13 protein-coding genes are annotated in these 15,532 nt (G+C 67.5%); 7 read left to right on the top strand and 6 right to left on the bottom strand.

Features of this window, described 5'->3' with window-relative positions; translation table 11 throughout:
• Positions 1–59 precede the first annotated feature (59 nt).
• Genes C0J29_RS27615 through C0J29_RS27605 form a run of 3 tightly spaced genes read right to left on the bottom strand, consistent with a single transcriptional unit; the run spans position 60 to position 2,079 of the window.
• A complete protein-coding gene (locus C0J29_RS27615) occupies positions 60–515 on the bottom strand; it encodes a nitroreductase family deazaflavin-dependent oxidoreductase (protein WP_065163944.1) in 456 nt (151 codons plus the stop codon).
• 9 nt (positions 516–524) lie between these two features.
• Positions 525–911: a DUF8021 domain-containing protein gene (locus C0J29_RS27610; RefSeq protein WP_065163945.1), complete on the bottom strand. Its 387-nt coding sequence runs from the start codon at positions 909–911 to the stop codon at positions 525–527.
• Positions 912–915: 4 nt separating this feature from the next.
• Complete coding sequence (locus C0J29_RS27605) at positions 916–2,079, bottom strand: steroid 3-ketoacyl-CoA thiolase (protein WP_120794180.1); 1,164 nt, start codon at positions 2,077–2,079, stop codon at positions 916–918.
• A gap of 132 nt (positions 2,080–2,211) precedes the next feature.
• Here C0J29_RS27605 and C0J29_RS27600 point away from each other — a divergent pair, with 132 nt between their 5' ends.
• The 6 genes from C0J29_RS27600 to C0J29_RS27575 are packed head-to-tail and all read left to right on the top strand — an operon-like array spanning position 2,212 to position 8,145.
• On the top strand, positions 2,212–3,462 hold the full coding sequence (locus tag C0J29_RS27600; protein WP_065047540.1) for a cytochrome P450: 1,251 nt from the start codon (positions 2,212–2,214) through the stop codon (positions 3,460–3,462).
• A 5-nt stretch (positions 3,463–3,467) separates the two neighbouring features.
• A complete protein-coding gene (locus C0J29_RS27595; RefSeq protein WP_120794179.1) occupies positions 3,468–4,472 on the top strand; it encodes an acyl-CoA dehydrogenase family protein in 1,005 nt (334 codons plus the stop codon).
• Positions 4,473–5,636, top strand: coding sequence for an acyl-CoA dehydrogenase FadE29 (gene fadE29, locus C0J29_RS27590; protein WP_055581950.1), 1,164 nt, complete (start codon positions 4,473–4,475; stop codon positions 5,634–5,636).
• Positions 5,633–6,583, top strand: coding sequence for a bifunctional MaoC family dehydratase N-terminal/OB-fold nucleic acid binding domain-containing protein (locus C0J29_RS27585; RefSeq protein WP_120794178.1), 951 nt, complete (start codon positions 5,633–5,635; stop codon positions 6,581–6,583). Before fadE29 ends, C0J29_RS27585 begins: the two co-directional genes overlap by 4 nt.
• Positions 6,580–6,975 carry a MaoC family dehydratase gene (locus tag C0J29_RS27580; RefSeq protein WP_120794177.1) on the top strand — a complete coding sequence of 132 codons (396 nt, stop codon included), beginning with the start codon at positions 6,580–6,582 and terminating at the stop codon, positions 6,973–6,975. The genes C0J29_RS27585 and C0J29_RS27580 overlap by 4 nt, the downstream gene beginning before the upstream one ends.
• 12 nt (positions 6,976–6,987) lie before the next feature.
• Complete coding sequence (locus tag C0J29_RS27575) at positions 6,988–8,145, top strand: lipid-transfer protein (RefSeq protein WP_065047575.1); 1,158 nt, start codon at positions 6,988–6,990, stop codon at positions 8,143–8,145.
• A 182-nt stretch (positions 8,146–8,327) separates the two neighbouring features.
• Here the strand turns inward: C0J29_RS27575 and C0J29_RS27570 are convergent, their stop codons facing one another.
• From C0J29_RS27570 to kstD, 3 genes are all read right to left on the bottom strand, one after another.
• Positions 8,328–11,957, bottom strand: coding sequence for a PE-PGRS family protein (locus C0J29_RS27570; protein ID WP_120794176.1), 3,630 nt, complete (start codon positions 11,955–11,957; stop codon positions 8,328–8,330).
• Positions 11,958–12,125: 168 nt separating this feature from the next.
• Positions 12,126–12,989 carry a MaoC family dehydratase gene (locus tag C0J29_RS27565; protein WP_120794175.1) on the bottom strand — a complete coding sequence of 288 codons (864 nt, stop codon included), beginning with the start codon at positions 12,987–12,989 and terminating at the stop codon, positions 12,126–12,128.
• A 1-nt stretch (position 12,990) separates the two neighbouring features.
• A complete protein-coding gene (gene kstD, locus C0J29_RS27560) occupies positions 12,991–14,673 on the bottom strand; it encodes a 3-oxosteroid 1-dehydrogenase (protein WP_120795004.1) in 1,683 nt (560 codons plus the stop codon).
• 72 nt (positions 14,674–14,745) lie between these two features.
• On the opposite strand from kstD, the gene C0J29_RS27555 reads away from it, so the two are divergent.
• Positions 14,746–15,531: a 2-keto-4-pentenoate hydratase gene (locus C0J29_RS27555; protein WP_120794174.1), complete on the top strand. Its 786-nt coding sequence runs from the start codon at positions 14,746–14,748 to the stop codon at positions 15,529–15,531.
• Position 15,532 lies beyond the last annotated feature (1 nt).

Genomic DNA, 15,532 nt, shown 5'->3' with positions numbered 1-15,532 from the left:
CGTCCACGTTGCGAAAGTGCGAGTGAACTACGCCGTGGACGCAGGATCAACGCGGAAATCTAGGGGTCGCAGATGACGATCGGGATCGTCCGGTCCGTCCAGGCCTGATAGTCCTCGTAGCTGGGATACATATCCACCAGCTTCGGCCAGTACTGGGCGCGCTCCTCGTCGGTGGCATCGCGTGCGGTGAGGGCGAGCACTTCCTTCTTGATCTGCACCTGCACCTTGGGGTTGGCCTTGAGGTTGAGGTACCACATCGGGTTCTTGGCCGCCCCGCCCTTGGATGCCGCCACCACGACCCGGTTGCCGTCGCGCAGGAAGTACAACGGGCTGACCCGAGGTTCGCCGGTCTTGCGGCCGGTCGTGGTCAACAGGGCGACGGGGATGTTCTGGAAGGTGCCGCCCAGGCCTTCACCGCCGTTGCGGCGATACATCCAGGTGTTCAGCCGCGACATCCACTTGATGAAGTGATCGGTGAGCGGCGAGTTCAAGAAGCGTGGGGGAGACTTCGGCATGAAGCGATCCTAGTGCTGGATGAAGGGCCTGAAGCTGGCCCGGATGTGGTGGATCTCGGCCTTGCCGGAGACGCTCTCGGCCGGGATCACAAACGTCTCGTCGACCCGGGCCGCGATCCGGCGGCCGGCGAACGCCGCCTTGCTCAGGACGTCGTATTCGGCGTGCACCTCGTCGCCCTCGATGCGGTAGTGCGGCGGTGTCGCGTCGGCGATGACGCGGTACTGCAGCCCGCGATTGAGGCCGCGCCGCAGGTGATTTCCGGAGAAGCCGTTGGGTAGGCCCAGCTCGGTGCGGGTGCAGCCGGCCGCAAACGGCACCGCCTCGGCGTCGTGGCTGACCAGCGCGTCGATATAGCTCTGGGCCGCCGCGATGCGACTTTCCTCGGAGACGTGCACCGTCCTAGATGCGCTCGATGATGGTCCCGGTCGACAGGGCGCCGCCCGCGCACATGGTGATCAAGGCGGTGCTCTGGTCGGTGCGTTCCAGTTCGTGTAGCGCGGTGGTGATCAGCCGGGCTCCGGTGGAGCCCACCGGGTGGCCCAGCGCGATGGCGCCGCCGTTGACGTTGACCCGGTCCATGTCGGGCTCGTGCACCCGCGCCCAGGACAGCACCACTGACGCGAAAGCCTCGTTGATCTCCACGATGTCGATGTCGCCCATCTTCATGCCGGCCTTTTCCAGCACCCTGGCCGTCGATTGCACGGGACCGTCGAGGTGGTAGTAGGGCTCGGCGCCGACGTTGGCCTGGCTGACGATTCGGGCGCGCGGCCGTAACCCGAGCGCCTTGGCCTTGTCCTCATCCATCCAGAGCACCGCGGCTGCGCCGTCGGAGATCTGCGACGAGGTACCCGCCGTGTGAATGCCGCCCTCCATCACGGGCTTGAGCTGGCTCAGCCCCTCCAACGTCGTCTCGCGCAGACCCTGGTCGCGGGTGACCGGCGCGCGCTCGTCCGTCGGCCGCTTGTTCTCGTCGAGCACCGGCGCCACGATCGGCGAGATCTCACGCTCGAACCGGTTCTCCTCCCACGCCCGCTTGGCCTTCGCCTGGGAGGCGAAGCCGAATGCGTCGATCTCCTCGCGGGTGATGCCACGGCGCTTGGCGATGCGCTCGGCGGCCTCGAACTGATTCGGCATGTCGATGTCCCAGGACGCCGCGCGGATCGCCCCGCGGTCGGGGCCGGCGTTCGCGCCCAGACCCACCCGGCTCATCGCCTCGATACCGCAGGCGATGCCGATGTCGATGGCGCCGGTGGCGATCAATCCGGCGACCAGGTGGTTGGCCTGCTGGCTACTTCCGCACTGGCAGTCGATCGTGGTGGCACCGACGTGCTCGGGCAGTCCGGCCGTCAGCCACGCCACCCGGGTGATGTTGTTGGACTGTTCGCCGAACTGCGTGACGCAGCCGCCGACGAGTTGTTCGACGTCTCCGGCCTCAATACCGGCCTTCTCGACCAGTGCCTTCTGCACCGCCCCGAGCAGTTCGGTCGCGTGCAGGCCTGACAGCCATCCATTGCGCTTCCCGATGGGGCTGCGGGTGGCTTCGACGATTACCGGGTTACCCATGAAGCCAGGCTAGAACACGTTTCATTACTATGACAAGCGAGGATGGTTACCTGCCTTTTATCTGCGCAGGAGCCGTGTTTTACTGGCACTAGAACACGTTGCAAATAGTGTTGTAAAAGGAGCGCACCGTACATGGCACCCCCCAACATTCCCGCCGACTTCGACTTCCTTGACCCCGACGTCAACCTCGCAGGTTTGCCCGTCGAGGAGCTCGCCTGGCTGCGCAAGGCGGAGCCGATCCACTGGGTCGACATCCCCAACGGCGCGGGCGGGTTCGAGGACCACGGCTATTGGCTCGTCACCCGGCACGCCGACGTCAAGGAGGTGTCGCGGCGCAGCGACCTTTTCTCCAGCTGGATGAACGGCGCCATCCCGACGTGGCCACCGGAGATGAAGCGCGAGCAGGTGGAACTGCAACGCAGCGTCATGCTCAACATGGATGCACCCCACCACACCCGGTTGCGCAAGATCATCTCCCGCGGGTTCACGCCCCGGGCGATCGGGCGTCTGGAAGCCGAGCTCGCCCAGCGTGCCCAGAACATCGCCAAGACCGCGGCGACCGCGGGTAGCGGCGACTTCGTCGAACAGGTGGCGTGCGAGCTGCCGCTGCAGGCCATCGCCGGCCTGCTCGGCGTCCCCCAGGAGGACCGCGACAAGCTCTTCCGCTGGTCCAACGAGATGACCGGGGGCACCGACCCGGAATACGCCACCGTCGATCCCGCTCAGTCGTCGATGGAGCTGATCATGTACGCGATGGCGATGGCTGACGAGCGGGGTAAGAATCCCACCGACGACATCGTCACGACGCTCATCCAGGCCGACATCGACGGCGAAAAGCTTTCCGACGACGAGTTCGGCTTCTTCGTAATCATGCTGGCTGTCGCCGGTAACGAGACCACGCGCAACTCGATCACCCACGGCATGATCGCCCTGGCGAACAACCCCGATCAGTGGGAGCTGTTCAAGAAGGAGCGGCCGTCGACCACCGCTGACGAGATCATTCGTTGGGCCACACCGGTTTCGGCGTTCCAGCGTACCGCCAGCGAGGACACCGAGCTGGGCGGCGTGCAGATCAAGAAGGGCCAGCGGGTGGTGATGTCCTACCGGTCGGCCAATTTCGACGAGGACGTGTTCGACGACCCGCACAGCTTCAACATCCTGCGCGACCCGAACCCGCACGTCGGTTTCGGCGGCACCGGCGCCCACTACTGCATCGGCGCGAATCTGGCCCGTATGACGATCAACCTGATCTTCAACGCGGTCGCTGACCATATGCCGGACCTCACGCCGGTCGGTGAGCCGGAGCGGCTGCGCTCAGGCTGGCTCAACGGCATCAAGCACTGGCAGGTCGACTACACCGGCAAAAACGCGGTGGCGCACTGATCACGATGGACTTCAATCTCAGCGCAGAGCAAGAAGCCGTCGCCGACGTCGTCAAGTCGGTATTGAGCCGCGAATTGTCCTGGGCCGCAATGGCTGACGGCGGCGTGGCGGCGTTGGCGGTGCCGGAACGTCTCGGTGGTGACGGGGTGGGGCTGGCCGAGGTGGGCACCGTGCTCACCGAAGCGGGCCGCCATGGTGCCATCACACCGGCGTTGGTCACCCTCGGTTACGGCGTGGTGCCGCTGCTGGACCTGGCGTCCGAGGAGCAGCAGGACCGCTACCTCGCCGGCGTCGCGGGCGGTGGGGTGCTGACCGCGGCGCTCAATGAACCCGGGTCCGCGCTGCCGGACCGGCCGTCAATTGCGTTCAGCGGCGGACGGCTGTCCGGCGTGAAAGTCGGTGTGGGATATGCGGAATCAGCTGACTGGATGCTGGTGACGGCGGACAGTGCCGTGGTGGTGGTGTCGCCCAAGGCCGACGGCGTGGTGCTGGTCCGTACGCCGACATCCAACGGGTCCGACGAGTACACGGTGAGCTTCGCCGATGTGGCGATCGCCGATGCCGATGTGTTGGCCGGCGCGTCGGCGGCGAGGGTAAACCAGTTGGTGCTGGCCATGATTGGAGCTTATGCCGCCGGATTGGTGGCCGGGGCGTTGCGGCTGACTGCCGATTATGTGGCGGGGCGCAAGCAGTTCGGCAAGCCGCTGTCAACCTTCCAGACCGTTGCGGCGCAGCTGGCGGAAGTCTACATCGCCTCGCGCACCATCGATTTGGCGTCCAAGGCGGTGCTCTGGAAACTAGCCGAGGGACGCGACGCCGGCTCCGATCTCGACGTGCTCGGATACTGGCTGGCTTCGCAGGCGCCGCCGGTGATGCAGACCTGTCATCACTTGCACGGAGGCATGGGGATGGACATCACCTACCCGATGCACCGGTACTACTCCACGATCAAGGACCTGACCCGGTTGCTGGGCGGGCCATCGCACCGACTAGATCTGGTGGGAGTGTAGATGTTTATCGACTTGACCCCGGAGCAGCGCCAGCTGCAGGCCGAGCTGCGGGAGTACTTCACCAATCTGATTTCGTCCGACGAGGCGAAAGCGATGGAGCAGGACCGCCACAACGAGGCCTACCGCGCGGTGATCCGCCGGATGGGCAAGGACGGCAAGCTCGGCGTGGGCTGGCCGAAAGAGTACGGCGGCTTGGGTTTCGGCCCGATCGAACAGTCGATCTTCGTCAACGAGGCGCACCGCGCCGACGTGCCGCTGCCCGCGGTGACCCTGCAGACGGTGGGTCCGGTGCTGCAGCAGTTCGGCACCGAGGCGCAGAAGAAGAAGTTCCTGCCGGCGATCCTCGCCGGCGAGGTGCACTTCGCGATCGGCTACAGCGAACCGGAGGCCGGCACCGACCTGGCGTCGCTGCGGACCTCAGCGGTGCGCCAGGGCGACGAGTACATCGTCAACGGCCAGAAGATGTGGACCACCGGCGGACACGACGCCGACTATGTTTGGCTGGCGTGCCGCACCGACCCGGAAGCCGTTAAGCACAAAGGCATTTCGATCCTGATCGTCGACACCAAGGATCCCGGCTACTCCTGGACGCCGGTCATCCTGTCCGACGGCGCGCACCACACCAATGCGACGTACTACAACGACGTGCGGGTGCCGGCCGACATGCTGGTCGGTGAGGAGAACGGCGGATGGCGGCTGATCACCACCCAGCTCAACAATGAGCGGGTGATGCTCGGACCGGCCGGTCGCACCGCGGGCATCTATGACCGGCTGCACGAATGGGCGTCCAAGCCCGGTGGCAACGGCGTCACCCCGATCGACCATCACGATGTCAAGCGGGCACTTGGTGAGATCTACGCGATGTGGCGGGTCAACGAGCTGCTGAACTGGCAGGTCGCCGCGGCGGGCGAGGACATCAATGTGGCCGACGCGGCATCGACGAAAGTCTTTGGCACCGAGAAGATTCAGTACATCGGACGGCTGGCCGAAGAGATCGTCGGCAAGTACGGGAACCCGGCGGAGCCGGAAACGGCGGAGCTGCTGGAGTGGCTGGACTCGCAGACCAAACGCAACCTGGTGATCACCTTCGGTGGCGGCGTCAACGAGGTCATGCGCGAGATGATTGCGGCGGCGGGCCTCAAGGTGCCGAGGGTGCCTCGATGACCGATATCCAAGAAGCCATCGCGGAGATTGTCGCGGCTGGCGGCGGTAAGCCGCGCACCGGCCGGGATCCGGTGAACCAGCCCATGATCAACAACTGGGTCGAGGCCATCGGCGACCGCAATCCGATCTACGTGGACGAGGACGCGGCTCGCGCCGTGGGCCACCCGGGGCTGGTTGCGCCCCCGGCAATGATCCAGGTGTGGACCATGTTCGGGCTGAATGGCGCCCGCCCGGACGACGACCCCATGGGCCCGATGATGAAGCTGTTCGACGACAACGGTTACATCGGGGTGGTCGCGACCAACTGCGAGCAGACCTATCACCGCTATCTGCGGCCCGGCGAGGAAGTCAGCATCACCTCCGAAATGGGCGATGTGGTGGGGCCGAAGCAGACCGCTTTGGGCGAGGGCTTCTTCATCAACCAGCACATCGTGTGGCGGGTCGGTGACGAAGACGTCGCCGAGATGAACTGGCGCATACTGAAATTCAAGCCGGCCGCATCGGAGTCTGGTTCTGGTGTGCCCGACGACCTGGACGCGGACGCGATGATGCGTCCGGCGTCGTCGCGCGACACGGCGTTCTTCTGGGAGGGTGTCAAGGCGCACGAGTTGCGGATCCAGAAGCTGGCCGACGGTTCGTTGCAGCACCCGCCGGTGCCCGCGGTGTGGCAGGACCCGACCGAGCCCATTGACTATGCCGTGGCCAGTGGACGTGGCACGGTGTACAGCTTCGTCGTGCACCACGCGCCGAAAGTGCCCGGGCGCACTTTGCCTTTCGTGATCGCGCTGGTGGAACTCGAGGAGGGCGTCCGGATGCTGGGCGAGCTGCGGGGCGTCGATCCCGCCGCGGTGGAAATCGGAATGCCGGTGCGCGCAACGTATATCGATTTCCCGGCCGGGGATTCCGGGCCGGAGTGGACGTTGTACGCCTGGGAGCCCGAGGCATGAGCGCGCCTGCTGTGGGCTTTGCCCTGCCCGAACTGAAGTTGTACGGCGACCCGACGTTCATCATCTCAACGGCATTGGCTACGCGCGACTTTCAGGACGTGCACCACGACCGGGACAAGGCTGTTGCGAAGGGCTCGAAGGACATCTTCGTCAACATCCTGACGGATACGGGTCTGGTGCAGCGCTACATCACCGACTGGGCCGGGCCGTCGGCGTTGATCAAGTCGATCGGCCTGCGGCTTGGGGTGCCGTGGTACGCCTACGACACGGTGACCTTCTCCGGTGAGGTGACCGCGGTCGATGACGGGTTGATCACGGTGAAGGTGATCGGCGCCAACAGCCTTGGCAATCACGTCATTGCGACGGTGACGCTGACGATGGGGGACGCGTAGATGTTGTCCGGTTTGCTCAGTGGGCGAGCTGCCATCGTCGGCATTGGCGCGACCGACTTTTCCAAGAACTCCGGCCGGTCCGAGTTGCGGCTGGCCGCGGAAGCCGTGTTGGACGCGTTGGACGATGCGGGGCTGTCTCCGGGGGACGTCGACGGCTTGACCACGTTCACCATGGACACCAACACCGAGGTGGCGGTGGCGCGCGCGGCCGGCATCGGTGATCTGAAGTTCTTCTCCAAGATCGGTTATGGCGGCGGTGCGGCCTGTGCGACCGTGCAGCAGGCCGCTATCGCGGTGGCCACCGGTGTGGCCGACGTCGTGGTCGCCTACCGCGCCTTCAATGAGCGCTCCGGCATGCGGTTCGGCCAGGTGCAGACCCGGCTGACCGAGAACGCTGACTCGACCGGTGTGGACAACTCGTTCTCGTATCCGCACGGGCTTTCGACTCCGGCCGCGCAGGTGGCGATGATCGCCCGGCGCTACATGCATTGGTCGGGCGCGGGCAGCCGGGACTTCGGTGCGGTGTCGGTGGCCGACCGTCGGCACGCGGCGAACAACCCGAAGGCTTACTTCTACGAGAAGCCGATAACCATTGAGGATCACCAGAATTCGCGGTGGATCGCCGAGCCGTTGCGGTTGCTGGACTGCTGCCAGGAGACCGACGGCGCGGTGGCGATCGTGGTGACGTCGGCGGAGCGGGCGCGCGACCTCAAACACCGTCCGGCCGTCATCGAGGCGGCGGCGCAGGGATCAAGCCCTGACCAGTACACGATGGTCAGCTACTACCGGCCCGAGATCGGGTTGCCCGAGATGGGTGTGGTGGGGCAGCAGCTGTGGTCGCAGTCCGGTCTTTCGCCTGCTGACATTCAAACCGCGGTGCTGTACGACCACTTCACGCCGTTCACGCTGATTCAGTTGGAGGAGTTGGGATTCTGCGGCCGCGGCGAGGCCAAGGACTTCATAGCCGACGGTGCGATTGAGATCGGTGGGCGGCTGCCGATCAACACTCACGGCGGGCAACTCGGTGAGGCCTACATTCACGGCATGAACGGAATCGCCGAGGGTGTAAGGCAATTGCGCGGGACGTCGGTGAACCCGGTGCCGGACGTCGAGCATGTGCTGGTGACGGCGGGGACGGGCGTGCCGACGTCGGGATTGATTTTGGGCTGAGCTTGGGCGCCTGCGGTCACGATGCTTGAGGATTGGTGAACGGCGAAGTGTGAGCGGCCATCACACCCTCATTCGGGCTGTGCTGACTGCCTCGGCCCTTCCTCCAATACTTGCCAGTTCGCGCAGATACCTGGCGGAGGTTTGGCGGGTCTGGCCCTACGGACGCCCGCTCCAGTCGCGTGTCAACCGTTGGGGTTGATCACCGACACCGTGCCGCTCGTGGCGTTTGCGACATATACATAGCCGGTAGAGCTGATCGCCAACTCCCTTGGCTGCACGCCGGTTTCGATGGTGCCGACCACCGTGTTGGTAGCAGGGTCGATCACCGACACCGTATTGCCGCCGAAAGTGTTGGCGACGAAGATGTCGCCAGCTGCGGCACCGGTAGAGCTGACCGCGACCCCACCGTTGCCGCCGCTGGTGGGTAGGGTGGCAATTACCGTGTTGGTGGCAGGGTTGATCACCACCCCCCCGCCGCCGACGCCAACGGCGTAGACGTCACCAGCGAAAGCACCGGTAGAGCTCACGGCGAGCCCCTCAACTCCGAAACCGACGGGGATGGTGGCGACCACGGCGTTGGTGGTGGGACTGATCACCGCCACTGAGTTGCCCTCCTCGGTGCCGACGTAGATGTAACCCGCTTCGGGGCCGATGGCGCTGACTGCCACAGGGATGGGTCCCGCCCCGACGGCAATGGTGTGGATGACGCTGTTGGTGGTGGGGTCGACCACCGACACCGTGTTGCTGTTGAAGTTGGTGATGTAGATGTCGCCGGCCTCGGGGCCGGTGGGGCTGACCGCCACGCCGGTCGGGCCGGAGCCGGTGCCGATGGTGGCGACGACGGTGTTAGTGCTGGGGTTGATGACCGCGGTATCGCTGCCGTTGGGTACGTATACGTATCCGGCTTTGGGTCCCGTGGGGCTGACCGCGACCTGTTCCGCGCCACCGCCGACGCCGCCGAGGTTGAGGGTGGCGATGATGCTGTTGGTGGTCGGGTCGATCACCGACACCGTGCCGTCGAAGTGGGTGACGTAGATGTCGCCGGCTTCCGGGCCGACGGTGCTGATTGCGACTCCGCTCGCGCCGGCGCCTACCGAAATGGTGGTGGCGACACCGGTACCGCCGTGCCCGCCGGTGCCTGCGGCTCCGCCCTGCCCGCCAGTGGCCCCGACGCCTGCGCTGCCGGTTCCGCCGGTGCTACCCGTGCTGCCGGTGGTCGAGTAAATCCCGGTGCCGCCGACTCCGCCGTGGCCACCGTTGCCGCCGGTGCCTCCGGCACCGCTGGCGATGCCGGTTCCGCCGCCGCCGCCCTGCCCACCTTGGCCCCCGGCCCCACCCGTGCCGCCCACACCCGAGGTGTTGGTACCGCCGGTGCCGCCGATACCGCCTTGCCCGCCGGTCCCACCGTTGCCACCGGCGCCCTGGTTGCCGCCCGAACCGGCGCCCGCGGCCCCGCCGGTGCCGCCGGTGCCGCCGGTGCCACCGGATGCACCCGTTCCGCCGGTACCTGCGTCGCCCTTGGTGTCCGCCGCGCCTGCACCGCCGCCTCCTCCGGTTCCTCCGGTGCCACCGGTTCCGCCGTTGCCGGCGTTGCCGGAGACAGCGGGGCCCCCGAAACCGGTGCCACCGGCGCCGGCGGCGCCGCCGGTGCCACCGGTACCGCCTTGTCCGCCTTGGCCACCGGCCACGCCGAGGTTCAGGCTGTTGTCAGTACCTGGGCCGCCTTGGCCGCCACCACCCCCGGTACCGCCGTTTCCGCCCTTTCCGCCCGCGCCTTGCTGGCCTCCGCTCCCCGTTCCTGCGGCTCCGCCGGCCCCTCCTTGGCCGCCGGCTCCGCCGTCGGCCCCTTGAATGCCTTGGCCGCCACCCGTAGCGCCGGTGCTACCCGCTCCGCCGCTACCGCCGGTGCCGCCGATTCCGCCTTGGCCGCCGTTGCCGGCTGTCCCGGCGGCTGCGGTGCCGCCGGATCCGCTGCCCCCGGTGCCGGCGGCCCCGCCGGTGCCGCCGGTGCCACCGATCCCGCCGGCCCCGCCGGCCACCCCGGCATTAAGGCTGTTGTCGGTCCCGGTACCGCCGTGGCCGCCGGTTCCGCCGGTGCCCCCGGTGCCGCCCTGGCCGCCGGCGCCCTGCACACCGGTTGTGCCGCCATGGGCGTTTCCGGCGGCCCCGCCGGCTCCTCCTTGGCCGCCGGCTCCGCCGTCGGCCCCTTGGATGCCTTGGCCGCCGCCCGTAGCGCCGGTGTTACCCGCACCGCCGCTACCGCCGGTGCCGCCGATTCCGCCTTGGCCGCCGTTGCCGGCTGTCCCGGCGGCTGCGGTGCCGCCGAATCCGCTGCCCCCGGTGCCGGCGGCTCCGCCGGTGCCCCCGGTGCCCCCGGTGCCGCCGGCTCCGCCGGCCACCCCGGCGTTAAGGCTGTTGTCGGTGCCGGTACCGCCGTGGCCGCCGGTTCCGCCGGTGCCCCCGGTGCCGCCCTGGCCGCCGACGCCTTGCGCGCCGGTTGTGCCGCCATGGGCGTTCCCAGCGACTCCGCCTGCCCCGCCCTGGCCGCCGGCTCCGCCGTCGGCCCCTTGAATGCCTTGGCCGCCACCCGCAGCACCGGTGCTACCCGCACCACCGCTACCGCCGGTGCCGCCGATCCCGCCTTGGCCGCCGTCACCGGCTGTCCCGGCGGCCGCGATGCCGCCAAACCCGCTACCTCCGCTGCCGGCGGCCCCACCGGTGCCGCCGGTGCCCCCGGTGCCGCCGGCTCCGCCGGCCACCCCGGCGTTAAGGCTGTTGTTGGTGCCGGTACCGCCGTGGCCGCCGGTTCCGCCGGTGCCCCCGGTGCCGCCCTGACCGCCGGCGCCTTGCTGGCCGCCGGCACCGGCGCCGGGTCCGCCGCCGTCCCCGCCTTGGCCACCGTCACCACCGGCGAACCCCGTGGAACCCGTACCTCCGCCGCTAGTGCCCGCCGCACCAGTGTCGCCTTGACCGCCGGTGCCGCCCCTTCCCCCAGCGCCGCCATCGCCAGCGAACCCCGCTGTCCCTTGGCTGCCGAACAGTCCAGCGGCCCCGCCAGCCCCGGCGGCCCCACCTTGACCGCCGTTGCCCCCGGTGCCACCTACCCCACCCGTTGTCGCGTTACCGACGCCGCTGAGCCCGGCGGTACCGGTCCCGCCTGTACCGCCGGTGCCGCCACTACCGCCGCCACCGCCGTTGCCGAACAACAGACCGCCATGCCCTCCGGCCCCGCCGGCACCCCCCACGCCTCCGGCGCCGCCCGTTGCTCCGATTGCGCCGACGCCACCAGCGCCACCGCCTCCGCCGTTGCCCCACAACCCGGCATCGCCACCCCGCCCGCCAGCCCCCCCGGCTACTCCGGACCCACCATTGCCGCCATTGCCCCACAAAATCCCGCCGGCCCCCCCGGCCTGCCCGGTACCCGGAAGGCCATTTGTTCCGTCGCCAATCAGCGGGCGACCGAGTATGAGGTTTGTGGGCGCGTTGATCACGGCCAAGATGTCGTCTGCGAGGACCTGTAGAGGCGAGGCGCTGGCTGCCTCGGCGGCCATGTACGACGCCGCGGCGCTGGACATCGCCTGCACATATCGATCGTGGAATGCCGCCGCTTGAGCGCTGATTGCTTGGTATTCGTGCGCGTGCGTGCCGAACAGCGCCGCGACCAGGGTGGACACTTCGTCGGCTGCCGCTGCGGCCAAATCTGTTGTCCCAGCGGCCGCAGCAGCATTGGCTGCTTCAAGGTTCTCGCCGAGGCTGGTTAAGTCCGAGGCCGCCGCTGCAATCACATCGGGCGCTACCAGCAAGACAGGCATCCCGCACCTCCCATCGGTGACGGGCGCCCGGGACGCGTTGACTCGCATCGAAGACGAGCACTCGGCAGATGCGGAGCTTACGCTTCTCTCGGCTGACTCATACCCGGCGCAAAGAAACTTCCAGCAAACTCCCAGTTTCTAAGTTTGGCGGTAAAGTTCGGGCGCGGGCTAACCCGCAGGAACTAATTCCACGCCGCTGAGCACCACCGCGTTATCGCGCGCCGGCGCAACAACTCCGGCCAGGAAGCGGCCGTCTTCCTTCCACACGTTGACTTGCAGCGTCTCACCGGGATAGGCGACACCCGCGAAGCGAGCGCCATACGCCCCGACGGCAGCGGCGTCCCCGTCCAGCAATGCGTCGGTGATGGCCTTGCAGGTCATGCCGTAGGTGCACAAGCCGTGCAGGATCGGCTGGGGAAAGCCTGCGGCAGCGGCGAATTCGGGATCGGAGTGCAGCGGGTTGCGGTCGCCGCACAGCCGGTAAAGCAGCGCCTGCTGCGGCAGGATCGGCATCGCCAACTCCAGATCCGGCGCGCGGTCGGGCGCGGCATCCGAACCCGAGGGCCCGCGCTCGCCGCCGAAACCGCCTTCGCCGCGGGCGAAGATAGACCGCCGCTGCGTCCACAACACGTCACCGGAAGGCGCCGTCACCGTCGTCTCGCTCCAGATCACCGCGGCCTTGCCCTTGTCCCAGATATCGGTGAACCGGGTGACGGCCTTACCCGAACCCGAAGGGGGCAGCGGCCCAGGCACTTCCACCCGCTCCGACGCGTGCAACACCTTGCTCAGTTCGATGTCGATGCCCGGGAACTGCACGGTGGGTGGCTTGGTCATGTGGAAGGTGGCGGCGACGTTGCCGAAGGTGGGCAGCACCTGCGGAGTGTCGTCGATGAGGTAGCGCAGTTCGCGCGGGTCCATCGGGTCGGCGCCGGCCCCCAGGCCTAGCTGGTAGAGCTGGATATCGCTACTGGTCCAGGAGAATTCAATCGGATCCAGTTCCGCGGCCAGTGCGACTTCGACGTCGATCGGCATATCAGCGCGCTCCTGCGATGTGTAGTGCCGCCAGGTACCCGAACGTCATCGCGGGACCAATCGTGCCGCCTGGGCCGGGGTAGGTGTGTCCCATCACCGGCGCGCTGACATTGCCTGCGGCGTAGAGGCCTTCGATGACGCTGCCGTCGTCGCGCAGGGCCCGTCCGTCCACATCGGTGCGGATGCCGCCCTTGGTGCCCAGGTCACCCGGCACCATCTTGGCGGCGTAATAAGGCGCGTGGGTGAGTTCACCCAGGTTGGGATTCGGCTTGTTGGTCGGGTCGCCGTAGTACTTGTCGTAAGCACTCTCGCCACGGTGGAAGTCCTCGTCGACCCCGGCGCGGGCGAAGCCGTTGAAGCGCGCGACGGTCTTGGTGAATTCGTCGACGGGCAGGCCCGCCTTCCCGGCCAACTCCTCCAGAGTGTCGGCCTGGATGATCACGCCGGACTCCATCCACTTTCGCGGAATCCGTTGCCCCGCTTGTAATCCGGCGAATATGTAGCGATCCCGGTACTGCTGGTCGAACACCAGCCACGCCGGGATGTTTTCGCCCGGGCCGGGACCCTGACCGTACTGGCCGCCGTACATGTGATGGCATGCCTCGACGTAGGGCATCGATTCATTCATGAACCGCTTGCCGGACATGTTGACGATGATCGATCCCGGCGAGTTGCGCTCGGACAAGGCGAACCACGGGGCGCCCACCAGCGGCACCGTCGGGCCCCACCAGGCGTCCTCCATCAAATCCAATGCAGCGCCCAGCTTTTCGCCCGCAAGGATGCCGTCACCGGTATTGGCCTTGGCGCCGACGGTCCATTCGGTGGTGATGGGGGCGCGCTGATACTTCACCCGCATCTGCTCGTTGTGCTCGAAGCCGCCGGACGCCAGAATCACGCCCCGCCGGGCCCGGATCAACCGCGACTCGGCGGACTCCGGCGCCCCCGCCTCGCGCACATAGACCCCGCGCACCACCCCGTCCTCGACATAAAGGTCGGTGAGCGCGGTGTTCAGCACGACCGGAACCCCCGCCTGCTGCAACCCGATTCGCAGCGGCGCGATCAACGCCCGGCCCATGCCGACCAGGTTCTTGCCGGTCGACTTCGCCCACATGGTCCGCGCACCGACCTTCAGGCTGCGCAACACGCCGCGCGGGTGCCGCTTGAGCATGTTCAACCGCACGTAGTCCTGTTGCATGACAACCACATTGAGCGGCACCTTGCCGTAGGCAGGCTCCAGGCCCGCCTCGTCCGGACCCAGCTTGCGGGCGTCGAACGGTTTCGGCTCGATCGACCGGCCGCCGGCCCGTCCGCCCGGCGCTTCCGGGTAGTAGTCGGAGTAACGCGGCACCCAGCACATCTTCAAGGGCGTGTTCTTGAGCACGAACGACAGCATCTCGGGCCCGCGCTTCAGGTAGGTGTCGATGCGTTCGGGCTCCACGACGTCGCCGACGATGCCGTGCAGATAGGTGCGAGCCGCCTCGGGGGTGTCCTTCACCTTGTCGCGCCGCAGGACCTCGTTGTTCGGGATCCAGACGCCGCCGCCCGAGCGGGCGGTCGAGCCGCCGAAGTGGGGGGCCTTCTCGATGACTACTGTCGAGAGGCCGCGGTGGGCGGCGGTGAGGGCAGCCACCATACCGGCGCCGCCGCTTCCCACCACGACGACGTCGTACTCCTGTGCTGTCATGTAGAACACGTTATAGAATTGCCCGGGCTGGGCGCTACTGGCCCGGTCAAGCGGACGAAGGAACTTCGGTAAATGCTCAGTGATGCGACCCAAGAAGCGCTTGCCGCCGACCTGGCACAGGCCGAGCGGAGCCGCGAGGGAATCGCCCCTTTGACGCCCGCGTACCCCGACATCGACGTCGTCGATGCCTACCAGATCCAGTTGCTCAACATCCGTCGCCGGGTCGCCGAGGGCGCCCGGGTGGTGGGCCACAAGGTGGGGCTTTCGTCGCCGGTCATGCAGCAGATGATGGGCGTCGACGAGCCCGACTACGGGCACCTGCTCGACGACATGCAGGTCTTCGAGGATGTCCCGGTGCAGACGTCGCGGTACCTGTTGCCGCGGGTGGAGGTCGAGGTCGGTTTCATCCTGTCCGACGACCTGCCGGGTGCGGAGTGCACCGAAGACGACGTCCTGGCCGCCACCGAAGCGTTGGTGCCGTCGATCGAGCTGATCGACACCCGGATCAAGGACTGGCAGATCAAGATCTGCGACACCATCGCCGACAACGCCTCGTCGGCGGGCTTCGTGCTGGGAGCGGCCCGGGTGTCGCCGGCAGATGTCGACGTCAAGGCGATCGACGCGAAGCTGACCCGCAACGGAGAGTTGATCGCCGAGGGCCGCAGCGACGCGGTACTGGGCAATCCCGTCACGGCCGTTGCCTGGCTGTCCCGCAAGGTGGAAAGTTTTGGGGTGCGGCTGAAGAAGGGTGACATCGTGTTACCGGGATCGTGCACCTTCGCCGTCGACGCGCGGGCCGGCGACGAGTTCGTCGCTGACTTCGCCGGCCTGGGTGCCGTTCGGCTGTCGTTTGAATAAG

It is taken from the genome of Mycobacterium paragordonae (assembly GCF_003614435.1).
GTDB classification, from domain to species: Bacteria; Actinomycetota; Actinomycetes; order Mycobacteriales; family Mycobacteriaceae; genus Mycobacterium; species Mycobacterium paragordonae.
This window is presented reverse-complemented; position numbering and strand designations above follow the sequence as displayed.

Bases quoted from the DNA above. Each gene is read 5' to 3' on its own strand.
- C0J29_RS27615 (WP_065163944.1), bottom strand. From the start codon at position 515: ATGCCGAAGTCTCCCCCACGCTTCTTGAACTCGCCGCTCACCGATCAC.
- C0J29_RS27605 (WP_120794180.1), bottom strand. From the start codon at position 2,079: ATGGGTAACCCGGTAATCGTCGAAGCCACCCGCAGCCCCATCGGGAAG.
- C0J29_RS27600 (WP_065047540.1), top strand. From the start codon at position 2,212: ATGGCACCCCCCAACATTCCCGCCGACTTCGACTTCCTTGACCCCGAC.
- C0J29_RS27595 (WP_120794179.1), top strand. From the start codon at position 3,468: ATGGACTTCAATCTCAGCGCAGAGCAAGAAGCCGTCGCCGACGTCGTC.
- fadE29 (WP_055581950.1), top strand. From the start codon at position 4,473: ATGTTTATCGACTTGACCCCGGAGCAGCGCCAGCTGCAGGCCGAGCTG.
- C0J29_RS27585 (WP_120794178.1), top strand. From the start codon at position 5,633: ATGACCGATATCCAAGAAGCCATCGCGGAGATTGTCGCGGCTGGCGGC.
- C0J29_RS27580 (WP_120794177.1), top strand. From the start codon at position 6,580: ATGAGCGCGCCTGCTGTGGGCTTTGCCCTGCCCGAACTGAAGTTGTAC.
- C0J29_RS27570 (WP_120794176.1), bottom strand. From the start codon at position 11,957: ATGCCTGTCTTGCTGGTAGCGCCCGATGTGATTGCAGCGGCGGCCTCG.
- C0J29_RS27565 (WP_120794175.1), bottom strand. From the start codon at position 12,989: ATGCCGATCGACGTCGAAGTCGCACTGGCCGCGGAACTGGATCCGATT.
- kstD (WP_120795004.1), bottom strand. From the start codon at position 14,673: ATGACAGCACAGGAGTACGACGTCGTCGTGGTGGGAAGCGGCGGCGCC.
- C0J29_RS27555 (WP_120794174.1), top strand. From the start codon at position 14,746: ATGCTCAGTGATGCGACCCAAGAAGCGCTTGCCGCCGACCTGGCACAG.